Raw genomic sequence first — 21853 nt, forward strand, 5'->3', positions numbered from 1 at the left:
GACTTATTCTTAACTGCGCTTTAATAATCTTTTGTTTAAGTACAATTTGACTTAAGTGCGATTTCGCTTAAGAGCTATTTCGCTTAAGAGCTATGATGCCATAATACAATGTACTTGCTGAAGTCGAAAAAGACTACTCTTTAAGTCAGTCTTTTTCAGATAATGTTTCAGTTACTTGACTTCTTCACCTTTCGCTTGCATATCTGCATGATAAGAAGAACGAACAAATGGTCCGCAGGCTGCATGTGTAAATCCAAGATCTAGGGCAATGTCTTTCAATTCATCGAACTCTGCAGGTGGTACATAACGTTCAACAGGTAAATGATGACGGCTAGGGGCTAAATATTGGCCTAGTGTTAGCATCGTTACACCGTGAGCACGAAGATCTTTAAGAACCTCGATAATTTCTTCTTTAGTTTCACCTAGGCCCATCATTACACCCGATTTGGTTGGTACATCTGGATGCAGTTCTTTAAATTTTTTCAGCAGTGTTAATGACCATTTATAATTTGCGCCAGGACGTGCTTTTCTGTAAAGGCGAGGTGCTGTCTCTAAATTATGGTTAAACACATCTGGTGGATTGTCCTTTAATATATCAAGTGCGGTATCCATGCGGCCACGGAAATCGGGAACAAGAGTTTCTATTTTTATTCCCGGATTTTTCGCTCTAATTTCACGAGTACAATCGGCAAAGTGCTGAGCTCCACCATCACGTAAATCATCACGATCCACTGACGTAACAACAACATATTTCAGCCTCATGTCGCTTATTGTTTGAGCGAGGTGTTGCGGTTCATTACTATCTGGAGTAATAGGTCTTCCATGGGCAACATCACAAAATGGACAACGACGAGTACAGATAGCACCGAGAATCATAAAAGTCGCGGTTCCGTGATTAAAGCATTCTGCGAGATTAGGGCAAGAGGCTTCTTCGCATACGGAATGCAGCTTATTTTTACGCATAGCTGACTTTATTTCTTGAATACGTTGGCTATCAGAAGGGAGTTTAATTTTCATCCATTCTGGCTTACGTAACACTTCTTGTTTCTCAACTGGCATTGTTTTAGTTGGTATCAGTGCCATTTTATCAGCATCTCTATATTTGACGCCTTTTTCCATTTGAATTGGTTTGCTCATGATAGTTTGCTTTCTTTTATTATATCGACATGCTCATAGTTAAGCAGAAGAGTAAGTTCTTTTAGGAGTGAGTTACTAACGGTATTTATACTGCTAGGCCCTCCTAATTCACTCACTTGTACCATCTCCATTCCTTGATAGCCACAAGGGTTTATGCGTAAAAATGGCGATAGGTCCATGTTTATATTTAATGCTAGGCCATGAAAGGAACAGCCTTTACGTATCCTTAAGCCAAGCGAACATATTTTTTTTCCGTCAGTATAAACTCCTGGAGCATCAGACCGTGCGGAAGATTCAATGTTGAAATTTGATAATGTGTTGATAACTAAATTTTCAATATGAGTAACCAACTCTCGGACACCGATTTTTTTTCTGCGCAGATTAATCAAAAAGTAGGCAACTAATTGACCTGGACCGTGGTAAGTAACTTGCCCGCCACGATCACTTTTTACTACAGGAATATTCCCTGTATTTAAAAGGTGTTCGGCTTTTCCGGCTTGCCCCTGTGTGAAAACAGGGTTGTGTTCAACTAGCCATATTTCGTCTACTGTATCTGTATCACGACGGTCAGTAAATGCGTGCATTGCTTTCCATACTGGTTCATAGTCTTGAAGGCCAAGATCTCGTACAACTAATTGATCTTCTATTTTCGACAAACTGGTATCTCGTTAAGCAATTAATAAAGTAAATGGATTATAAACTTCTTTTGTCGCTTCTACTATTATATTTTGTGGTCAGAGGAATGTACAAACAGCGGCATTTGCCGCTGTTGTAGAGTTCTTTTTGTTTAAAAGTGATGTCCGTTTTTATTCAAAAAGTGTCGTTTTAAATAATGAATAACCTTAAAGCACCATACGAACAATTTCTATGTCACCGAGTTCTTTATAAAGTGTTTCTACTTGCTCTATTGATGTTGCGGTAATAGTGATAGAGATAGCATTGTAGGTCCCTTTACCACTCGGTTTTATGCTAGGGCTATAGTCACCCGGAGCATGTTTTTGAATCACTTGTAAAACCAATTCCGGTAGTTCAGGCTTCGCATAACCCATCACTTTATAAGTGAATTGACAAGGAAACTCTAACAGGTCTTTAAGTTTTGGTTGTTCTTGCATGAAATACTCCAGAGGATTTAATTAGGCAGCGCATATTACGCCCAATAACGATCAATCTCAACTAAAACAAAGGCCACATAAGTGGCCTTTGTTTATCGGTTAAATGTATAGGTGTAGGTAATTAATGGCACTATTTTTACCCTAAACCAATATATTTAAATAGTAGGATGAGATTAGAAAAAACTCTTAAATAATAAAATAAAGTAGTCGACTAAACGACTAAATACTCCGCCTTCTTGTACGTCTTCTAACGCAAGCAGTGGATATTGTGCAATATCTTCACCGTCAACTTGATAGTAAAGAGTACCCACTTCATCACCTTGGCTTATTGGTGCTCTTAGTTCTTTTTCAAGCACAAAGCTGGCTTTTAGGTTTTTCGCTTGTCCACGCGGCAGTGTTACGTAAGTGTCTTGTGCGACGCCAAGTGCTAAATTCTCTTGTGAACCCATCCAAATGCGTTCACTCACAAAGGTTTCACCTGCTTTATGAGGTGCAACCGTTTCAAAGAAACGGAATCCATAGTTTAATAATTTTTTACTTTCCGCTTTACGCGCATTTTCACTATTTGTGCCCATTACAACAGCAACAAGACGCATTTTCCCTTCAGTTGCAGAGCTAACTAAGCTGTACCCTGCTTTGCTAGTGTGGCCAGTTTTAATACCGTCCACATTCATGCTTTTATCCCACAGTAGACCATTACGGTTGTACTGAGTTATGCCGTTATACGTAAATTGTTTTTCTGAATAAATTGCATATTCATCGGGAACATCTCGGATAAGCGCGCGACCAAGCAGAGCCATATCATAAGGTGTTGAATAAAGTTCATCATGGTCTAAACCATGCACGTTGGCAAAATGCGTACGAGTCATGCCAATAGAGTTTGCCCATGCGTTCATTAGGTCAACAAAAGCGTCTTCTGAGCCGGCGACGTGTTCCGCCATTGCAACACAAGCATCGTTACCCGATTGGATAATAATGCCTCTATTTAGATCCTCAACTTTTACGGTTGTACCAACTTCAATAAACATCTTTGAAGAATCTGGATAATTTTTAGCCCAAGCATTTTTACTGATCACAACATCGTCTTGTAAAGATATGTTGCCACGCGCTAACTCTTGTCCGATAACATAACTGGTCATCATTTTGGTCAAGCTAGCAGGTGAAAGTTTGGTATCTTTTTCTTTCTCAGCGAGAACTTTCCCTGAGTTAAAGTCTATAAGTACATAGCCTTTGGCCGCGATTTGAGGTGCATCAGGAACAACGATGGGTGCTGCATAAGAAAAAGATGCAGAAAGTGCAGCAGTTGAGATAATCAGTGTTCTAAAAATATTGTTTGGCATTTTCATCTATTTTTCAGTTTTATGAGTTATAACTATGTTTACCTCGAAGACAACGTTTAACTCGAGGACAATGTTTAAGTCGAGGGCAATGATTTATGTCATCGGCATCAGCTGAGCAAGCACTATGACAAAAATTCAACAAAATCGCTAGTCTTGAATGACATACATTAGTGATTGATTTTTCTTATGAAGGCTTGCGGGTAACCGTGTTGCTTCAATTTTTGTAATATTTGTACAGTTTCATTGTAGTCAGTAAATGGTCCAACAAGGATCCTATAGATATTATCCGACGGTTCTAAATATGTATCTAGCTGCATGGTTTTACTAATATTTTCCGCTAAAGTTTGGCTTCGTTCAGCATTATTTGATGAAGCGGTTTGAATGCTGTAACTGGGTTGTTGTTTTGCGGTGTAAGACTGAGGTTCTGGCGGTGTTGTCGTTATGTATTCAATGGTAACATTTGCTGTGCCAGTTTTTATTACGCCGAGTTTGTATGCAGCAGCATAGCTGAGGTCAATTATTCTATTCTCATGGAATGGCCCACGGTCATTTACTCTCACAATGGTCGTTTTGCCATTATCCGTATTGGTGACTTTAACGTAGCTTGGTATGGGTAACGTTTTATGAGCCGCTGTCATTGAATACATGTCGTAGATTTCACCGTTTGAAGTGAGATGGCCATGAAACTTTTGACCGTACCATGATGCTAAGCCACTTTGCTTAAAACCTTGTGGATTTTTTATAATTTTATACGAACCTCCTCGTAGATTGTAATCTCGATTACCCCCACGACTGAATGGCTCGTACTTTGGATGTGCGTCTTCGATATGGTCAAGTTGAATTGCTTGTTCTGGCCCTACATCGTTTTTAATAGAGTAACGGCTGTCGGAGCTTGAACAGGCGGTAAGTAATAGAGCGAAAATCACGCAGATGATGTTTTTTTTAGTTGTCATTAGGTCGCTTTTGATAGCATGCTTTTATGAGTATGGATTGACATTAAAATGCCAAAACCGGCCATTAGAGTTACCATTGAGGTTCCACCATAACTGATGAGTGGTAAAGGAACACCCACTACGGGTAATATGCCACTAACCATTCCAATGTTAACAAATATATAAACAAAGAAACTCAACATTACACTACCAGCCATCATTCGACCAAAAGCAGTGTGCGCTTGGCTGGCAAGATACAACCCTCGTCCAATAATAAATAAATATAAAGTTAATAGTCCAAGTATTCCTAGCATTCCCCATTCTTCGGCAATAACGGCAAAGATAAAGTCGGTATGTCGTTCTGGTAGAAATTCCAGTTGTGATTGAGTGCCATGTAACCAACCTTTACCGGCAATACCACCCGAGCCAATCGCTATTTTACTTTGAATAATATGGTATCCCGCACCCAGTGGATCTGACTCGGGATTAAATAATGTCCTGACTCTGACTTTTTGATACTCCTGCATGAGGAAAAACCAAAGTATTGGAGCAAATGCGCTAATTGCAACGACAGCTGAAAAAATATAACGCCAGCTAATGCCTGCCAGAAAAATAACAAAAATACCAGAAGCAGCAATAAGTATCGAAGTGCCTAAATCGGGTTGTTTGGCGATGAGTATGGTTGGCACACATACTAATAGTAATGAGATGAATAGCGTTTTAAATGTGGGTGGAAGAGGTTGTTTACCAATGAATCTTGCGACAATTAATGGGACAGCCAGTTTAAGTAACTCCGATGGTTGGAATCGAACTATGCCTAGGTTAAGCCAACGTTGTGCGCCTTTAGATACTTCACCGAAGAATAGAACGCCTAACAATAACCCCACTCCAGCAACAAATAGAAACGGAGCAAATGCTTCATAAGTTCGTGGTGATATTTGAGCAAGACCAATCATTACGCCTATAGCGAGAAGCATGCGCATTGCTTGACGGTCCATCATGGCTAAATTTTGTCCGCTAGCACTGTACATTACAACTAGTCCAAATAGCATAACGGCAATCAAACCAAGTAATAACGGCAGGTCAATATGAAATTTTTCGAAGAACAGACGGCTTTTCCCTGTTGATGGATCAACTTTCATTTCTACTCCGTTACATCATCTTTATTGAGGATAACTTTATCAAATATCTTACGAACCACAGGTGCTCCGTTGGTAGAGCCTCCCCCTGCATTTTCTAATACGATGGTTGCGACTACTTGAGGGTTGTCGAGTGGTGCGAAACCAGTGAACAGTGCATGGTCACGTAAACGTTCATCTAAGTCTTCTGCGTTATACTCTTCATCCTCTTTTAAACCAAAAACTTGAGCGGTACCTGATTTTCCGCCACTTTGATAACCTAGGTTAGTAAATGCTCGGCGTGCCGTGCCTTTTTTACCATGGTTAACTAAATTCATACCTTGTATTGCAATGTCCCAATATTTATCTGGTACTCCCGTGATCGGTGGGTACGCATCAATAGGTTCAGGTATGATAGTGTTCTCTGGCGAACTGTTTTCTATGGTTGCTTTGAGTAAGTGTGGTGGTATCACAACGCCTTTGTGGATAAGCACCGACGTTGCTTTGGCTATCTGCATAGGTGTTGCGGTCCAGTAACCTTGACCGATTCCGACAGGAATAGTATCCCCTTGGTACCAAGGGGTTCTATGGCGTGCCATTTTCCATTCTCGGCTCGGCATGTTGGCTTTGCTTTCTTCGTGAATATCTATACCAGTATAGTCACCAAAACCGAATTTCATCATCCAAGTAGATAACCTATCTATTCCTAGATCATAAGCAATTTGATAGAAAAAGGTATCGACCGACTCTTCGATCGATTGAGTGATGTTGACTCGGCCATGTCCCCAACGTAACCAATCTCGGAATGGTTTGGTCTTTGAGTTAGGTATTTTCCAAAAGCCAGGGTCATTTCGAGTCGTATAAGGCGTTAACACTTCTTCTTGTAGAGCGGCTACAGCAATAAACGGTTTGACAGTTGATGCTGGAGGATAGATTCCCAACGTTGCTCTATTGACTAGCGGTCGATCTTTATTATTGAGAAGCTTGTTGTAGGCCGTACTTGATATACCGTGAACAAACGCGTTTGGATCATAGCTGGGTGTGGACACCATCGCTAAAATACCATTATCTTTAGGATCAAGTACTACTGCTGAACCTCGGCGGCGGTCTAATAATTTGTACACATAAAGTTGTAAATCGATATCTAGGTTTAAAATCAGATCTTTACCCGGTACTGGTGCGACATATTTTAATGTTCTGATCACTCTACCACGGCTGTTTACTTCAACTTCTTGATAGCCAGCAGTACCGTGCAATACTTCTTCATAATAACGTTCAATACCCAGTTTGCCGATATCATGAGTCGCTAGATAATTGCTTTCTTTGCCTTCACGGGCAAGCTTTAACACGTCTTTGTCATTTATTCTTGATACATATCCCAACACATGAGTTAGTGCCGAGCCGTAAGGATAGTGACGCTTTAACGTAGCAGAGACTTCTACTCCGGGAAAACGATATTGATTAACTGAAAATACAGCGACTTGTTTTTCAGTTAATTGAGTCAACAAGGGTACCGACTTAAAGCGACGAACACGACGACGTTCTTTTTCGAAATTCGCAATTTTTTCTGGAGGGATCTCCAAAATTTGCTGAAGGCGATGGATAGTGTCATCAATATTATCAATTTTTTCAGGGGTTAATTCTAAATTGAAGACCGGTCGGTTTTCGGCTAATAACTTGCCGTTTCGGTCATAAATTAGACCCCTGTTAGGTGCAATAGGAACGACTTTAATTCGGTTATCATTCGAGCGGGTTTCATAATCTTGATATTGGTTTACTTGAATATGATATAGATTGCCAAGGAGCAAAGCGATCATGGCAATGATGCCCAAAAAAGAGATAATTGCTCTGCTGGTAAATAGCCTTGCTTCTACTTGATGATCACGAATTTGAGTGCGTCTAAGTCTCATGTCGCATTATTCTCGATGATAAGGATGGTTGGTTGTGATGCTCCAAGCTCGGTATAAACTTTCAGCCATTATCACTCTTACTAGTGGGTGTGGGAGTGTTAAAGGAGATAGAGACCAACTTTGTTCGGCTGCGGATTTACATGCCGGTGCTAACCCTTCTGGCCCACCAATTAATATAGAGACGTCTCTCGCGTCGAGTTTCCAGTTTTCTAACTGTTGCGCTAGTTGTTCGGTATTCCAAGGTTTTCCTGGAATATCTAAAGTAACAATTCTATTTCCCTTGGGGACAGCAGCAAGCATGGCTTCGCCTTCTTTTTGCAAAATTCTTGCAATATCGGCATTTTTTCCTCTTTTACCCGCTGTAATTTCGACTAGTTCTAACGGCATATCATGAGGAAAACGTCGTTTATATTCGTTAAAACCTTCTTCTACCCATTTGGGCATTTTAGTGCCAACAGCGATGAGTTGAATCTTCAACATTAGCTCCAGAGTTTTTCAAGCTGATAAAGTTCACGATGTTCTTGTTGCATAACATGAACCATTACACTGCCCATATCAACGACAACCCATTCGCCTTCATCTTCGCCATCAATACCTAATGGTGTTAACCCTATGTTTTTTGCTTCGTTGGCAATATTGTCAGCAATGGAAGATACATGACGCTTTGAGTTACCAGTACAAATCACCATATAATCGGTTACACTGGATTTGTCGATAACATTGATGGTTACAATATTCTCGGCTTTCATATCGTCGGCTTTATCGACCAAAAATGCTTTTAATTTGCTGTCTAACAAATTAGTACCTCATTATGTTGTTTTGAGTTATTTACAGGTAATTGTACCATTTTTTAGCTTTCAAATGGCAGTTCTGAAAGTGTTGAAGAGCTTACAGAGCTGAATTCTAAAGCAAGCTGGCCAATCAGTGGCCAAACAGAATGTTCATATTGGGTTTTACTTGAGATCTCTGCGGCAGCCAGACCTTTATATAGTCTTTGAATTTGAGATACCGTTAATCTTTGCAATGCTGCGTTATAGAGAGGGCGTTTGCTTTGCCAGATTCGATGTCTATCGAAAACCGTACCTATTGGTGTCTGTATCGATTCGGCTTTTAATTGGGCTACTAAATTTAATTCTCTTTGAAAAGTTCGTAACAAAACGACCGGCTCGACGGCTTCTTGCTCTAGTTGTTGTAAAATGCGCCAAGCTCGTTTGGCTTTACCTGCTAACACCGAGTCCATCCAGAGAAATGGCGTAAAATGATTATGTTTGCTTAGCGACTCTTCCAACCGAACTAAGTTTAGTTCTCCATCCGGATACAATAGTGCTAGTTTTTCAAGGCTTTGAGAAAGCGCGAGCAAGTTTCCTTCATGCCATTGAGCCAACATTTGTATGGCTTGTGCGTCAGCCTTCAAATTCAGTTTTTGGCAGCGTTGTTGTACGAACTGTGGAAGTCTTTGTATATCGGGAGATAAACAGCTTACCCAAACACCAGTTTGGTTTAATGTTTTAAACCACTTAGTGTTTTCTTGTTGTTTAGTTAGTTTGCTGCCAACGATCAGTAATAGCACGTCATTGTGCAGCCCTTGGCTAAGTTGCAATAACTCTTTTGCTGCCGCTGCATTAACGCCTGATTCTGGCACTTCTAATTCAATAATCTGACGAGAAGAAAACAAGCTAAGGGCTTGACAGCAGTCGTACACATCATCCCAATTTATATGATTGTCGAGTACAAAATGGCGTTTCTCGTCGAATCCGGCCACTTTCGCTGCTGAGATAATCGCCTGCCTGCTTTCTAGAATAAGCAGAGGCTCATTACCGAAAACCAAGTAACAGTTGTGCAGTTGTCGGCTTAATTGCAGTGGTAATTTATCAGCAAATATGCGCATTTAAACATTACTCGCTAAATAGACACGACTCGTTAAATAAACACTATTCATTAGACGGTGTAGTTTGTGTGGAGACTGGTTCTTCATCATCGAACTGATTGTTTAATCTTGCTAACTGTCTCATGATTTGTCTAGCTGCTTGTAGGCTCATTTCATCTTCAATTAAATCACGTTCAACTGATTTTGCGAGGGCAGTATTCGAGTTACTTAAATAGCTTCGCGTTACTGAAGTGGAGTAAGTTTGGGTTTCTTGGCCAGGAATCGTTACGCGATACGATGTTTTATATTGCAACTGCTTTTCTGCTGCTTTGCTATTTTGGTACAGCGATAATGTTGTTTCGCTGACACTTTCATTAAGCAGATGTAAATTAGGCACTGTTGCAGAAGGGGAGACTACTTTTATATCGTTAAGTCTTAATTGGGCATCAACATTTCGAGTTAGCTGGTTGTATTTGTCAAAACTGGTTAAAGACAGCTCAGACACTTCATCAGGAACAGAGTATTCGCCCCTAAGGTGAAAACCGCAGGCAGATAAGACGGTTGTTAGTAGCATGACATTGATGAATTTGAAGGATAATGATGAGGTCATTGGATTCACAAGGGTACTCTCTGCGTTTTGGGTTATCTAAATTCAAATTATTTATCTAATCAGAATCGTAAAATTAATTCTGATTAGATAAATAATAGACAGGATGTGGGTGGCATCCTGTCTACAGACAATAATGAACTAGTTTAGTTCGAAATCATGTTAGTTAGCTACAATATTAAGTAGTTTTCCTGGGACGTAAATAACTTTGCGTATCGTTTTGCCATCGGTGAACTTCGCGACGTGCTCGTTCTCTAGGCCAAGTTTTTCTACTTCATCTTTGCTTATGTCGGCTGGAACAGTTAGTTTTGCGCGTAACTTGCCATTTACTTGTACAACAATCAGCTTTTCGTCTTCGATCATTGCTTTTTGGTCAGTTACTGGCCAGCTGGCAGTATCAATATTTGATTCACCTAAAGCTTCCCATAGTTCGTATGAAATATGAGGAGTAATAGGATAAAGCATAGTAACAACTGCTTTTAACGCTTCATCAAGAATTGCACTGTCTTGCTCTGTTTTCTGAGGCGCTTTAGTTAGTTTATTCATCAATTCCATAATTGCGGCGATAGCCGTGTTATAGGTTTGACGACGATCTATATCATCGGTGACTTTTGCGATGGTTTTGTGCACATCACGACGAAGTGCTTTTTGGTCGTTAGTTAACGAGTTCAAATCGATTTCAGTCGTTACTTGCTTAGATGTGTGCTCTTTAACCAGTTTCCAAACTCTTCTTAAGAAGCGGTTAGCACCTTCAACACCTGATTCTTGCCATTCTAGGGTCATATCAGCAGGTGAAGCGAACATCATAAATAAACGAACTGTGTCGGCTCCGTATTTATCGACCATCTCTTGTGGATCAATGCCGTTGTTTTTCGACTTAGACATCTTAGTCATACCAGTGTGAACAACGTCGTTACCTTGATTGTCAGTGGCTTTAACAATGCGTCCTTTGTCATCACGTTCAACAGTGACATCGGTTGGAGAAACCCATACTTTTGAACCTTTGTCTGATGTGTAGTGATACGCATCAGCCAGCACCATACCTTGGCAAAGCAGTTTTTTATATGGTTCATCGCTGTTTACTAAGCCTGCATCTCTAAGTAGTTTATGGAAAAAGCGAGAGTAAAGTAAGTGCATACAAGCATGCTCTATACCGCCAACATATTGATCGACAGGAAGCCAGTAATTTGCTGCTTTAGAGTCGAGCATTTCATCTGCTTGTGGCGAACAATAGCGAGCGTAGTACCAAGAAGATTCCATAAAAGTATCAAAGGTATCTGTTTCGCGTAGTGCAGGTTCACCATTGAATTGTGTTTCTGCCCAAGATTTATCAGCTTTGATTGGACTCGTGACACCATCCATTACAACATCTTCGGGTAAAATCACTGGGAGTTGATCTGACGGTACTGGATGAACTTCACCGTCTTCTGTTGTTACCATTGGGATTGGTGCTCCCCAATAACGTTGACGAGAGACACCCCAATCACGTAAGCGGAAGTTAACGGTTTTTTTACCTTTGCCTTCCGATTCAAGCTTGTTAGCTATAGCGTCAAAGGCAGCTTTAAAGCTTAAACCATCAAATTCGCCAGAGTCGAAAAGAACGCCTTTTTCTGTGTACGCCGCTTCTGAAATATCTAGCTCTGAACCGTCTTCAGGTTTGATGACTGGCACAATGTCTAAATCATATTTTGTAGCAAATTCATAGTCGCGCTGATCATGGGCTGGCACAGCCATTACTGCGCCAGTACCGTAGTCCATAAGTACAAAGTTAGCGACAAAGATAGGGACTTCACGACCATTTAAAGGATGGATGGCTTTCAAGCCTGTATCCATGCCTTTTTTCTCCATGGTAGCCAGTTCTGCTTCTGCTACTTTGCTGTTTTTGCACTCGTCAATGAAATTGGCTAGTTCAGAATTGTTTTCAGCAGCTTTAGTTGCAAGAGGGTGGCCGGCTGCAATGCCCACGTAAGTCACACCCATGAGTGTGTCTGGACGAGTGGTATAGACTTCTAAGTCTTGTTCACCGGTTACATTAAACTTAAGTTCAACGCCTTCTGAACGCCCAATCCAATTGCGTTGCATGGTTTTTACCATTTCTGGCCAACCATCAAGGTTGTCTAAATCATCAAGTAACTCTTGAGCATAAGCCGTGATCTTAACAAACCACTGTGGGATCTCTTTTTGCTCAACAGGTGTATCGCAACGCCAACAGCAACCATCTTCAACTTGCTCATTGGCTAGAACAGTCTGATCATTTGGACACCAGTTGACAGATGATGTTTTTTTGTAAACTAGACCTTTGTTATAAAGTGCAGTAAAAAATTCTTGTTCCCAACGATAATATTCTGGAGTACATGTTGCAAATTCACGAGTCCAGTCATATCCAAAACCAAGTAATTTCAATTGGTTTTTCATGTACTCTATGTTTTCATAAGTCCAAGGTGCAGGGGCGGTTTTATTTTTAACCGCCGCATTTTCTGCCGGAAGACCAAATGCATCCCAACCAATAGGCTGCATAACATTTTTACCTTGAAGACGTTGGAATCGAGAAACTACGTCACCAATAGTATAGTTACGTACATGGCCCATGTGGAGACGACCACTAGGATATGGAAACATGGAAAGACAGTAGAATTTTTCTTTGCTAGGGTCTTCAGTTACGACAAATGTTTTATTGTCATCCCAATGCTTTTGAACTTTTTGTTCAATCTCTTGCGGTTTGTATTGTTCTTGCATCTGTGAAATCCGGTTATCTTGGAATATGTGAGATCGGTTTGATCAGATCGATATTGATCGGCATAGAATACCTAAAGCAAGCACTTACAACAAGCGACAATAAAGATTAAGATTGTACTGTATGTTTGGAAACTAACGGAGGCACTCCATGTCAAAGCGAAAACTAGGTTATGAAGAGACGTTTGAGGCTGTGGTGGAGACACTAAAGCATAGTCCTGAAGAGCTGAGCAAAGTATTGGAAAGTTCTGAAGAGGTCGCAAAAGCAGCCAGTGATATGACCAAAGATGAGATCGCACTTGTTTCGGCTTACGTAAAATCAGATTTAAAAGAGTTTGCCGAGAGTTACCAAGAGAGTAAAGATAGTCCCTTTTCAATCATGGTCGCGGATTCAATGTGGCAAGCCTTACTTGATATTACCGATAGAACTAAAGTTGAATGGGTAGAGTTATTTGCCGACCTTGAGCATCATGGCGTTTATAATACAGGTGAAATAATTGGTCTAGGTCATTTAGTCTGTGAGAAGTGTGGAGATAAGACCCAGTACATACATCCTACGGTTATTGAACCATGCCGTAAGTGTGGTGGTAACCAATTCACTCGCCTTGCATTGAAGCCATAATTTCTCAATTAGTAAAAATTAAGTTGCTATGCCATGTTTAATTTTAGGCGGGTAGCAACTTTGGTTTCAGGGTTCTATTGGTTTTAGGTTAGCGACTTTTTCTCACGAACAGAATGTTAATCATCATGCATAACGTTGAGAATAAGATAAAGCCGATAACTGGCCAATCACCAATAATCAAATAAGGCGTTTTTCCCTCAGTTGACATTACCTTCGCACGTAGTACCTCTGTTGAAAATTGTGGCACTTGAGCGATTACTTTTCCTCGGTAGTCGGTGATCGCTGTTAAGCCATTATTGGTGGCTCTAATGACCGGTTTTCCCGTTTCTAATGCCCTCATTTGAGCGATTTCCATATGCTGAAGTGGGCCGATGGAATCACCAAACCAAGCATCATTAGATAAAGTGAGTATGAAGTCTGTATCGTTATTAATATTCTGCCTGACTTGCTCACCAAAAATAATTTCGTAACACAGAGCTGTCACCAAATGCTTGCCTTTAGCCACAATATTGTCTTGTATAAAATCACCTCGGTTAAATGATGACATAGGCAAATTAAAAAATGGTGCGATAGGGCGGAGTATGTCAGCAAAAGGGACAAACTCGCCGAATGGCAGCAGGTGATGTTTGTTGTAACGTGGTTGGGTTTGATAGTTATACTCACCAGAAGGCGTGTCACCTAAAGTGATAACACTGTTGTAATAATTACCAGATGAGTTTTGCGTTATTACACCCGTGATGAGTGCGGTTTGGTTGTTACGAGCGGCTTTGTCTACATTAAGTAAAAAAGCAGGCAATTCGCTTTCTAGCGCAGGTATGGCTGCTTCTGGCCACACAATAATATCTGCATCCCAGTTGACTCTACTTAAATCCAAAAACTTCATCAGTGTTGGCATTCTTTCGCTCGGTAGCCATTTTTTTTCTTGTGCAATATTGCCTTGAATTAATGCGAAAGAGGTAAGGGTTGATTTATCCGGTGTGACCCAATGGATAGATTTAAGCACATAAGAACTAATAAAAATAACCAATGGCAAAATAAGCACGATTGGTTTCTTTTGAATGGTCGCATAAACGATGCTAGCAGCAGATAATATTACCGCTAGAGTAATAAGTTGTACGCCACCAATAGGAGCTAGGTTGGATAACGGTGATTCAATTTGGCTATAGCCGAGCCAAAGCCAAGGGAAGCCAGTGAAAACCCATCCTCTTGCCCAATCTACTAATAACCATAGAGAAGGAGCAGCGAGCAGATAGCGGATGGCATTGTGTCGTGGAAAAAAACGGTTAAGTAGAGTAGCAAAAATTGCTGGATAAACAGCAAGGTAGCTCACCAACAATAGCATTAACAATAGACTAGCAGCTTTTGGCATGCCACCAAAAGTATCAATACTGATATGCACCCAACTGATACCAACTGCAAATTGGCCAAAGCCCCACATGAAGCCAGTAAAGGCGGCTGCTTTATGTTGCTGTTTAGCGATCAGTAGCAGTAATAACAGTGGGCTAATGATGGCAATTGGCCAAAGCTGAAAAGGAGCGAATGCGAGTGTGGTTGAGCCGCCAATAAAAGCGGCCAATAAAGGCCGCAGTAGGCGATGAGCTTGTTTTGTCATCATTGTTTCTTATGTTTAAAGCTGACTATTCTTGTTCGGTGTCGGCAACGTTTGTTTCATCAGGAATGGTGACTTGTAGCTGTATAATTCTACGATTGTCCGCAGCACTTACTTTAAATATGTAGTTGCCTATTTCGACAGTTTCACCTCTTGATGGTAAATGGCCAAAGCTCGTCATTACCATTCCGCCAATAGTGTCCACTTCGTCATCGTTAAAATTAGTGCCAAATAGTTCGTTAAATTGCTCAATAGTCGCTAACGCTTTAACAGTGAAAGTATGTTTGCTGAGTTGACGAATATCTTCTTCTTCCTCGTCATCAAACTCATCTTCTATTTCACCAACAATTTCTTCTAGAATATCCTCGATGGTCACCAATCCTGACACACCACCAAATTCATCAACGACAATCGCCATATGATAGCGTTCTTCGCGAAATTCTTTTAATAACCTATCCACTCGCTTACTTTCAGGTACCACTACGGCCTGACGTATTACTTCACTGATTTCAAACTCTGTGCTACCAGATCCTAAATATTTGAGTAGGTCCTTTGCTAATAGAATACCTTCGACATGGTCTTTATCTTCACTAATTACAGGATAACGCGAGTGAGAAGCTTCTGTGATTAGTTTGACTAGCTCGTCAAGATTTTGTTCTTTATCGGCGGTGACCATTTGAGAGCGCGGTATCATAATATCTCTAACACGCATCTCTGCTATTTCCATCACACCTTCGAGCATATCTCTTGTGTCGTGGTCGATAAGGTCATTGACTTCTGAGTCTCGTATTACGTCTACAAGCTCTTGGCGGTCTTTAGGTTCACCCTGAAATATTTGACCTAGGCGTTCAAAGAAGGACTTTCTACTCGGACCTTCTGATTTACTACTATTCCCTTCTGAACTGGGAGAGTTTTCGTCGTTCATGGTTTCTCGTACGTTTGCGCTATCAGATGTGTGATAGCTCACTTTTCATCGATATAAGGGTCATCAAAGCCTAACTTTAGCAGAATTTCAGCTTCGAGAGATTCCATCTCTTCGGCCTCTTCATTGTCGATATGATCATAACCTAGCAGATGAAGAGTGCCATGTACAACCATATGCGCCCAATGAGCGTTTAAGGTTTTATTTTGTTGCAGAGCTTCGGTTTCAACCACTTGTTGGCAGATAATGAGATCGCCTAACAGGTTTATTTCTACTTCTGGTGGAGCTTCAAATGGAAAAGACAGCACATTAGTTGGTTTATCTTTGCCACGATAGTCACGATTAAGTTGTTGGCTCTCTTCACTATCAACAATACGTATAGTGACTTCAGCCTCTGGTTGAAACAGAATGACCGCAGCAGAAAGCCAACGTTGAAAGTCATTTTCGGTCGGTATATTTTGGCTATTTTCTACTGCAAGTTGTAGATCAAGTTCAATCGTCATTGTTTTCTTCCGGCTTAATCCGATTTTGTGGCATCGAGAAGACGTGCATCACGTTCTTCGTTTCGACGTTTTTCCATCGCCTTACGAGCTTTTTGGTCATTTGCTTCCCATTTTTCATAAGCATTGACGATTCGAGCGACAACAGGGTGTCTTACAACATCGTCGGCTTGGAAAAAGTTGAAACTAATTTCCTCTACTTCAGACAAGACTTCGATTGCATGACGTAATCCTGATTTTGCTCCTCTCGGTAAATCAATTTGAGTCACATCACCAGTGATCACTGCTCGAGAATTAAAGCCGATACGAGTCAAAAACATTTTCATCTGTTCAACAGTGGTGTTTTGACTCTCATCGAGAATAATAAACGCATCATTAAGTGTGCGGCCGCGCATATAAGCCAAAGGTGCCACTTCGATCACATTTCTTTCGATCAGTTTTTCAACTTTTTCGAAGCCGAGCATTTCAAACAAAGCGTCATAAAGAGGACGCAAGTAAGGGTCAACTTTTTGACTTAGATCGCCAGGCAGAAATCCTAGTTTCTCACCTGCTTCTACTGCAGGGCGAGTTAATAAAATACGGCGGACTTCTTGGCGTTCTAATGCATCAACAGCTGCAGCGACAGCAAGGTATGTTTTACCTGTACCAGCAGGGCCAATACCATAACTGATATCGTGCGTGACCATATTCACTAAATATTGAGCTTGGTTTTCAGTACGAGGTTTAATCACCCCTTTTTTTGTTTTTATAAAAACTTCTTTACCATGTTCAATAATTGCGTCAGTGCTTTGCTCTAATACGCCAGATTCTTTTATGGCTAAATGAATTTGTTCTGGTTCAATATCTGGGATATTGCCTTTGACTGGAGCGGTATCGACATAGATGGATTTTATTATATCTAGCGCAGCGGCAGCGGTATGAGGTTTACCTACTATCGAAAATGCATTTCCTCGATAGTTAATCTCCACACCTAACCGGCGTTCTAAGTGCTTAATATTGTCATCGAATGGGCCGCAAAGGCTAGATAGACGATGATTATCGGAAGGTTCTAGATTTATCTCTAGAGTCACAATTTTATTGCTCAATTTCGCCTCTCATTATTGCCCGTAATTCTGTGATAAATGGGCTTGGAGCTCGATAAAAACCGAGCTCAAGTTTAATGTTAAGATAGCTTAAGGTGTAAATGTTGCAACACCTAATTCGTCTTCTTTTCGTGATTTCTTCATCATTTCTACAGGAGATGTCGCTATACGTAAATTCATTTCTTTTTCTGTGCGAACTAGCTCACCACGAAGTGAGTTAGAAAATACATCGGTGATTTTTACATCAACAAATTGACCAATAAGGTCGGCTGAACCTTCAAAATTTACAACCCGATTATTTTCTGTTCGAGCACGTAATTCCATGAGATCTTTTTTCGACGGCCCTTCTACTAATACTCTTTGCTCCGTTCCTAGCATTAAACGAGAATAGCGCATTGCTTGGCTGTTGATTTGTTGTTGAAGCTCAGATAAGCGGTCTTTTTTTACTTGCTCTGGCAAATCACATGGATAATCAGCAGCAGGGGTTCCTGGACGAGCGGAGAAGATAAAGCTGAAGCTCATATCAAAATCAACATCTCGAATTAGCTTCATAGTGTCTTGGAAGTCTTTATCTGTTTCGCCAGGGAAGCCAACAATAAAGTCGGAGCTAATTTGAATATCTGGGCGAGCTTTACGCAACTTACGTATGATGGACTTATATTCAATCGCGGTATGTGGTCGTTTCATCATAGTAAGAATACGATCAGATCCACTTTGAACAGGAAGGTGTAAGAAACTGACTAGCTCAGGTGTATCTTCATAAACCGCAATGATATCGTCAGTAAATTCTAATGGATGGCTGGTCGTGAAGCGCAGACGATCAATACCATCGATTGAAGCAACCAGTCTAAGTAAATCAGCAAAAGAACAAATATCGCCATCATGAGTTGGTCCACGATAAGCGTTCACATTTTGTCCTAATAAGTTAACTTCTCGTACTCCTTGCTCAGCAAGCTGAGCTACTTCATAGAGAACATCATCCATTGGACGGCTGACTTCTTCTCCGCGAGTGTACGGTACGACGCAGTATGTGCAGTATTTAGAACAGCCTTCCATGATGGAGACAAAAGCGGTTGCACCTTCTGCACGCGGTTCGGGTAAATTATCGAATTTTTCAATCTCTGGGAATGAAATATCCATAACAGGTGCATGATCATTTTGTGAAGATTTGATCATTTCTGGAAGACGGTGTAGCGTTTGTGGGCCAAAAATAACATCAACAAACGAGGCGCGTTCTCTTATATGTTTGCCTTCTTGAGTAGCGACACAGCCACCCACACCAATGACAACACCAGGTTTTTTATCTTTTAGTGTTTTCCAACGGCCAAGCTGATGAAAGACTTTTTCTTGTGCCTTTTCACGAATAGAGCAGGTATTAAGAAGTAAGACATCAGCCTCTTCTGGAATTTCGGTTAGCTCATAACCGTTGGCGGCATTAAGCAAATCGGCCATTTTTGATGAATCGTATTCGTTCATCTGGCAACCCCAAGTTTTTATCAGCAGTTTCTTACTCATTTTACATTCGCTCGTTTTCAGTGTTCAATCTAGAAAGCATAGTGCTCGTAATTATAGTGCCAATAACGTGGCAAGCCGCGTATTGTACTGCTTTAAAAACCGCCTGACCAGTGCTTGACTAAATGATTTCTAAAACGGTGGTTTTAACCTTATTATACAGATAGCCTATAGATATACTTGATAGCAACCTCGTTATTTGCCTACGTTATTGAGTAAGATGCATGTAGGATTATGTTAATGCCAACAAGAGATGAATAGAAAAGATGCAAGAGTATGATTTAGTTGTTATTGGTGGTGGGATGACGGGTGCTGCTTTCGCTTTGGGGGCAGGAAAGCAAGGTAAAAAAGTGGCATTGATTGAAGGAGTAAGACCTCAGCCGTATGAAGTCACTCAGCCAATGGACATTAGAGTCTCGGCTATTTCACTCGCTTCTATTGAATTACTCAAGTCATTGCAATGTTGGGCTGACATCGAGGCGATGAGAGTGACACCCTATCGTCGACTAGAAACGTGGGAGCAACCAGAATGTCGGACTACATTTTCCGCTGACGATTTAGGCGTCGATATTCTTGGTTATATGGTCGAGAATAGGCTGATCCAGCTAGGGTTGTGGGCGCAAATAGAGCAACAAGATAATATCACGCTGTTTTGTCCCGATAGTATGAAAACCATGTGTTTTTCTGATACGCACAATATAGTTACGCTCGAATCTGGGCGTGAACTAAAGTGTTCATTGGTTGTGGGGGCTGATGGTGCAAATTCAAACGTTCGCAGTTGCGCTGGTATTGGTTTAACGGCTTGGGATTATAGACAAGCTTGCATGCTTATTAATGTTGAAACTGAAAAAGAACAGCAAGATATTACTTGGCAATGGTTTACGCCACATGGACCTAGATCGTTTTTACCTTTGCAAGGTAAGCAAGGTTCATTAGTTTGGTACGACAAACCAAGTCGAGTTCGACAACTTGTCGCTATGTCCAAAGAAAAACTTGCTGAGCAAATTCATACCCATTTCCCATCTGAGTTAGGTAATGTTCGTGTTTTACAAGCAGGCTCATTTCCGCTAGTTCGTCGTCATGCCCAATGTTACTTTAAGAATCGTTGCGTATTGGTTGGGGATTCTGCCCACACCATTAATCCGTTAGCAGGACAGGGCGTTAATTTAGGCTTTAAAGATGTAAAAGTACTATTAGAAATTTTAGCCACTAAAGAATGGCAATCAGAAGCGTGTTTACTTGCATATGAAAAAAGACGAAGGCTTGATAACTTGGTGATGCAATCGGGAATGGATTTTTTCTATAAAACGTTCAGTAATGACATTGCACCGATAAAATTTGCCAGAAATGCTGCGTTGAAAATAGCTAACACAACGGGACCTATAAAGAATAAGGTACTTAAATACGCACTAGGTTTATGACGGATTTTTATGCCAACGATTCTGAATCGGATATTTATATTTGTTAAGGTAGGGTAAACATACCTTAACAAATTTCTTGTGCAGAAAAATATTCATTGGCAGTCCACAGTTGTTATTGGTGTTAGTTCGTCTTTGTCATCTTAAAATACCCACATCCACCCAGCAGAATAAGTAGGCGTGTTGTAATAATTGTTATTTTCATAACGTGTCTCTTTTAATTAAATATGAGTTCATTAACATTGCTTTTTCCATAAAAAGCAACGCTGCAAGGCAACCAAAATTGAGCCTCAAGACTCAAGGGGTGCACGCCTCCTATTCCTAACAACGGATTTTCTAGAGATAATTCTGTTTGTGTATTATTTTGATTACCCATATTTAAAAACAATTCTGCTAAATAAATTAAACCTATAACGGATACCGAAACGACCAGTTGATCGGATTTTTTGGCTTTTTCATCAATAGAAATATGATTTTTCCCTGAATGACTATATGAAAATAAGGGCATCAGCTCATCTTTGTAATTGTTATCTTTATGACCTTTTTGAGGTGTGTAATCGTAAGATTTGTAGGCTTCTTTTTGCTCAAATTCTAAACCATATATCTCATTTTCACTTGTTCGTTCTAGGTATAAATAAAGAGTGTTAATCTCTGATTGAGCTTGGGTAATATGTATTGTCACATAAGATTGTTGGCTAAACAGCAATTCGAATAACAAAATGCCCACAGCGGTGTAGTCTTCCTTGTGGGCATACCAATGCACGCTTGGTATATTATGTCCTAGTTCAAAAGGAGTATCATCGCAACCGCCATAACCGTGATTCCCTTTTCTAAATAACGTGTGGTGTAAGGCGATAGGCTTGGAAATGTCTAGCCCTGATATTCCTTTGGTTACAATTATATTTTGGTCTTTGGTTAGGCTGGATATTTTTTCTATTAATGTGTTCATACATAGCCTTTCTCTGTTGGATTTAACTACCTAGAATGATAGTGGTATTATTGATTTACATAACTTGAGTGAGAATGAAAGAGGGCTAATCAACCTCTAAACTACTCAGACTATTCGAACTACATCGGCACTAGATCTTAAATCAAATTAATTTAGAAGTAATTGACAGTGATGTCGATGAAAGTAGACGTACGATGGGAACAACATCTCATTGATTTTGTATTAAAAACAATGTGATTAAACGGTAAGCTATTAACTGGTGATACTTTAACAAGGCTAATAAGCATTGTTATGAGAGAATGCTGATACAGGAAGTTTTATTGAGAAAGAGAATAGCTGGGTTACCTGTTGTTTTTAACAAAAAGGGAACCAGGGAATGCTGATACAGGAAGTTTCATTGAGAAAGAAAATGGCTGGGTTACCTGTTGTTTTTAACAAAAAGGGAACCAGGGAATGCTGATACAAGAAGTTTTATTTAGAAAG

At 40.4% G+C, this 21853-nt stretch carries 20 protein-coding genes; 2 read left to right on the top strand and 18 right to left on the bottom strand.

The genetic code is table 11. The features are described 5' to 3' along the window. Positions 1-171: 171 nt before the first annotated feature. The 12 genes from lipA to leuS all read right to left on the bottom strand — a co-directional run bounded on the left by lipA (position 172) and on the right by leuS (position 12759). Positions 172-1137, bottom strand: a complete 966-nt coding sequence (gene lipA / locus R3X26_RS10270) for a lipoyl synthase (protein ID WP_317717211.1) — start codon at positions 1135-1137, stop codon at positions 172-174. After that, on the bottom strand, positions 1134-1784 hold the full coding sequence (gene lipB / locus R3X26_RS10275) for a lipoyl(octanoyl) transferase LipB (protein ID WP_317717233.1): 651 nt from the start codon (positions 1782-1784) through the stop codon (positions 1134-1136). Before lipB ends, lipA begins: the two co-directional genes overlap by 4 nt. Positions 1785-1979: 195 nt before the next feature. Next, a complete protein-coding gene (gene ybeD / locus R3X26_RS10280) occupies positions 1980-2249 on the bottom strand; it encodes a DUF493 family protein YbeD (protein WP_317717212.1) in 270 nt (89 codons plus the stop codon). A 173-nt stretch (positions 2250-2422) separates the two neighbouring features. Beyond that, a complete protein-coding gene (locus R3X26_RS10285; protein ID WP_411572411.1) occupies positions 2423-3589 on the bottom strand; it encodes a serine hydrolase in 1167 nt (388 codons plus the stop codon). A gap of 167 nt (positions 3590-3756) precedes the next feature. Continuing rightward, a complete protein-coding gene (locus R3X26_RS10290) occupies positions 3757-4542 on the bottom strand; it encodes a septal ring lytic transglycosylase RlpA family protein (RefSeq protein ID WP_317717214.1) in 786 nt (261 codons plus the stop codon). Next, complete coding sequence (gene rodA, locus R3X26_RS10295; RefSeq protein ID WP_317717215.1) at positions 4542-5663, bottom strand: rod shape-determining protein RodA; 1122 nt, start codon at positions 5661-5663, stop codon at positions 4542-4544. Before rodA ends, R3X26_RS10290 begins: the two co-directional genes overlap by 1 nt. Positions 5664-5665: 2 nt before the next feature. Next, positions 5666-7549 carry a penicillin-binding protein 2 gene (gene mrdA, locus R3X26_RS10300; RefSeq protein WP_317717216.1) on the bottom strand — a complete coding sequence of 628 codons (1884 nt, stop codon included), beginning with the start codon at positions 7547-7549 and terminating at the stop codon, positions 5666-5668. Between the two features lie 6 nt (positions 7550-7555). Then, positions 7556-8026, bottom strand: a complete 471-nt coding sequence (gene rlmH / locus R3X26_RS10305) for a 23S rRNA (pseudouridine(1915)-N(3))-methyltransferase RlmH (protein WP_317717234.1) — start codon at positions 8024-8026, stop codon at positions 7556-7558. 2 nt (positions 8027-8028) lie between these two features. Further along, positions 8029-8346 (bottom strand): ribosome silencing factor, encoded by a 318-nt coding sequence (gene rsfS, locus R3X26_RS10310; RefSeq protein ID WP_317717217.1) that lies wholly within the window; start codon positions 8344-8346, stop codon positions 8029-8031. A gap of 53 nt (positions 8347-8399) precedes the next feature. Further along, complete coding sequence (holA, locus tag R3X26_RS10315) at positions 8400-9437, bottom strand: DNA polymerase III subunit delta (RefSeq protein WP_317717218.1); 1038 nt, start codon at positions 9435-9437, stop codon at positions 8400-8402. A 43-nt stretch (positions 9438-9480) separates the two neighbouring features. Further along, complete coding sequence (gene lptE, locus R3X26_RS10320) at positions 9481-10026, bottom strand: LPS assembly lipoprotein LptE (protein WP_317717235.1); 546 nt, start codon at positions 10024-10026, stop codon at positions 9481-9483. A gap of 159 nt (positions 10027-10185) precedes the next feature. Further along, positions 10186-12759 carry a leucine--tRNA ligase gene (leuS, locus tag R3X26_RS10325; RefSeq protein WP_317717219.1) on the bottom strand — a complete coding sequence of 858 codons (2574 nt, stop codon included), beginning with the start codon at positions 12757-12759 and terminating at the stop codon, positions 10186-10188. 148 nt (positions 12760-12907) lie between these two features. On the opposite strand from leuS, the gene R3X26_RS10330 reads away from it, so the two are divergent. After that, positions 12908-13378 (top strand): zinc ribbon-containing protein, encoded by a 471-nt coding sequence (locus tag R3X26_RS10330; RefSeq protein ID WP_317717220.1) that lies wholly within the window; start codon positions 12908-12910, stop codon positions 13376-13378. A gap of 88 nt (positions 13379-13466) precedes the next feature. On the opposite strand, the gene lnt is transcribed toward R3X26_RS10330, so the two are convergent. The 5 genes from lnt to miaB form a co-directional block, all read right to left on the bottom strand. Beyond that, positions 13467-14990 carry an apolipoprotein N-acyltransferase gene (lnt, locus tag R3X26_RS10335; protein ID WP_317717236.1) on the bottom strand — a complete coding sequence of 508 codons (1524 nt, stop codon included), beginning with the start codon at positions 14988-14990 and terminating at the stop codon, positions 13467-13469. A 25-nt stretch (positions 14991-15015) separates the two neighbouring features. Continuing rightward, positions 15016-15912, bottom strand: a complete 897-nt coding sequence (corC, locus tag R3X26_RS10340) for a CNNM family magnesium/cobalt transport protein CorC (RefSeq protein ID WP_317717221.1) — start codon at positions 15910-15912, stop codon at positions 15016-15018. Positions 15913-15950: 38 nt separating this feature from the next. Continuing rightward, positions 15951-16412, bottom strand: a complete 462-nt coding sequence (ybeY, locus tag R3X26_RS10345; RefSeq protein WP_317717222.1) for an rRNA maturation RNase YbeY — start codon at positions 16410-16412, stop codon at positions 15951-15953. A gap of 14 nt (positions 16413-16426) precedes the next feature. After that, positions 16427-17494, bottom strand: coding sequence for a PhoH family protein (locus R3X26_RS10350; protein ID WP_317717223.1), 1068 nt, complete (start codon positions 17492-17494; stop codon positions 16427-16429). Between the two features lie 87 nt (positions 17495-17581). Next, positions 17582-19006: a tRNA (N6-isopentenyl adenosine(37)-C2)-methylthiotransferase MiaB gene (gene miaB / locus R3X26_RS10355; protein ID WP_317717224.1), complete on the bottom strand. Its 1425-nt coding sequence runs from the start codon at positions 19004-19006 to the stop codon at positions 17582-17584. Between the two features lie 263 nt (positions 19007-19269). Between miaB and R3X26_RS10360 the strand changes: the two genes are divergently transcribed. Then, positions 19270-20424, top strand: coding sequence for a 2-octaprenyl-3-methyl-6-methoxy-1,4-benzoquinol hydroxylase (locus R3X26_RS10360; protein WP_317717225.1), 1155 nt, complete (start codon positions 19270-19272; stop codon positions 20422-20424). Positions 20425-20638: 214 nt separating this feature from the next. Here the strand turns inward: R3X26_RS10360 and R3X26_RS10365 are convergent, their stop codons facing one another. Next, positions 20639-21370, bottom strand: a complete 732-nt coding sequence (locus R3X26_RS10365) for a hypothetical protein (protein WP_317717226.1) — start codon at positions 21368-21370, stop codon at positions 20639-20641. Positions 21371-21853 lie beyond the last annotated feature (483 nt).

Origin of the sequence: Vibrio sp. TH_r3, from assembly GCF_033101115.1 — a bacterium.
In the GTDB taxonomy this organism is placed as follows: domain Bacteria; phylum Pseudomonadota; class Gammaproteobacteria; order Enterobacterales; family Vibrionaceae; genus Vibrio.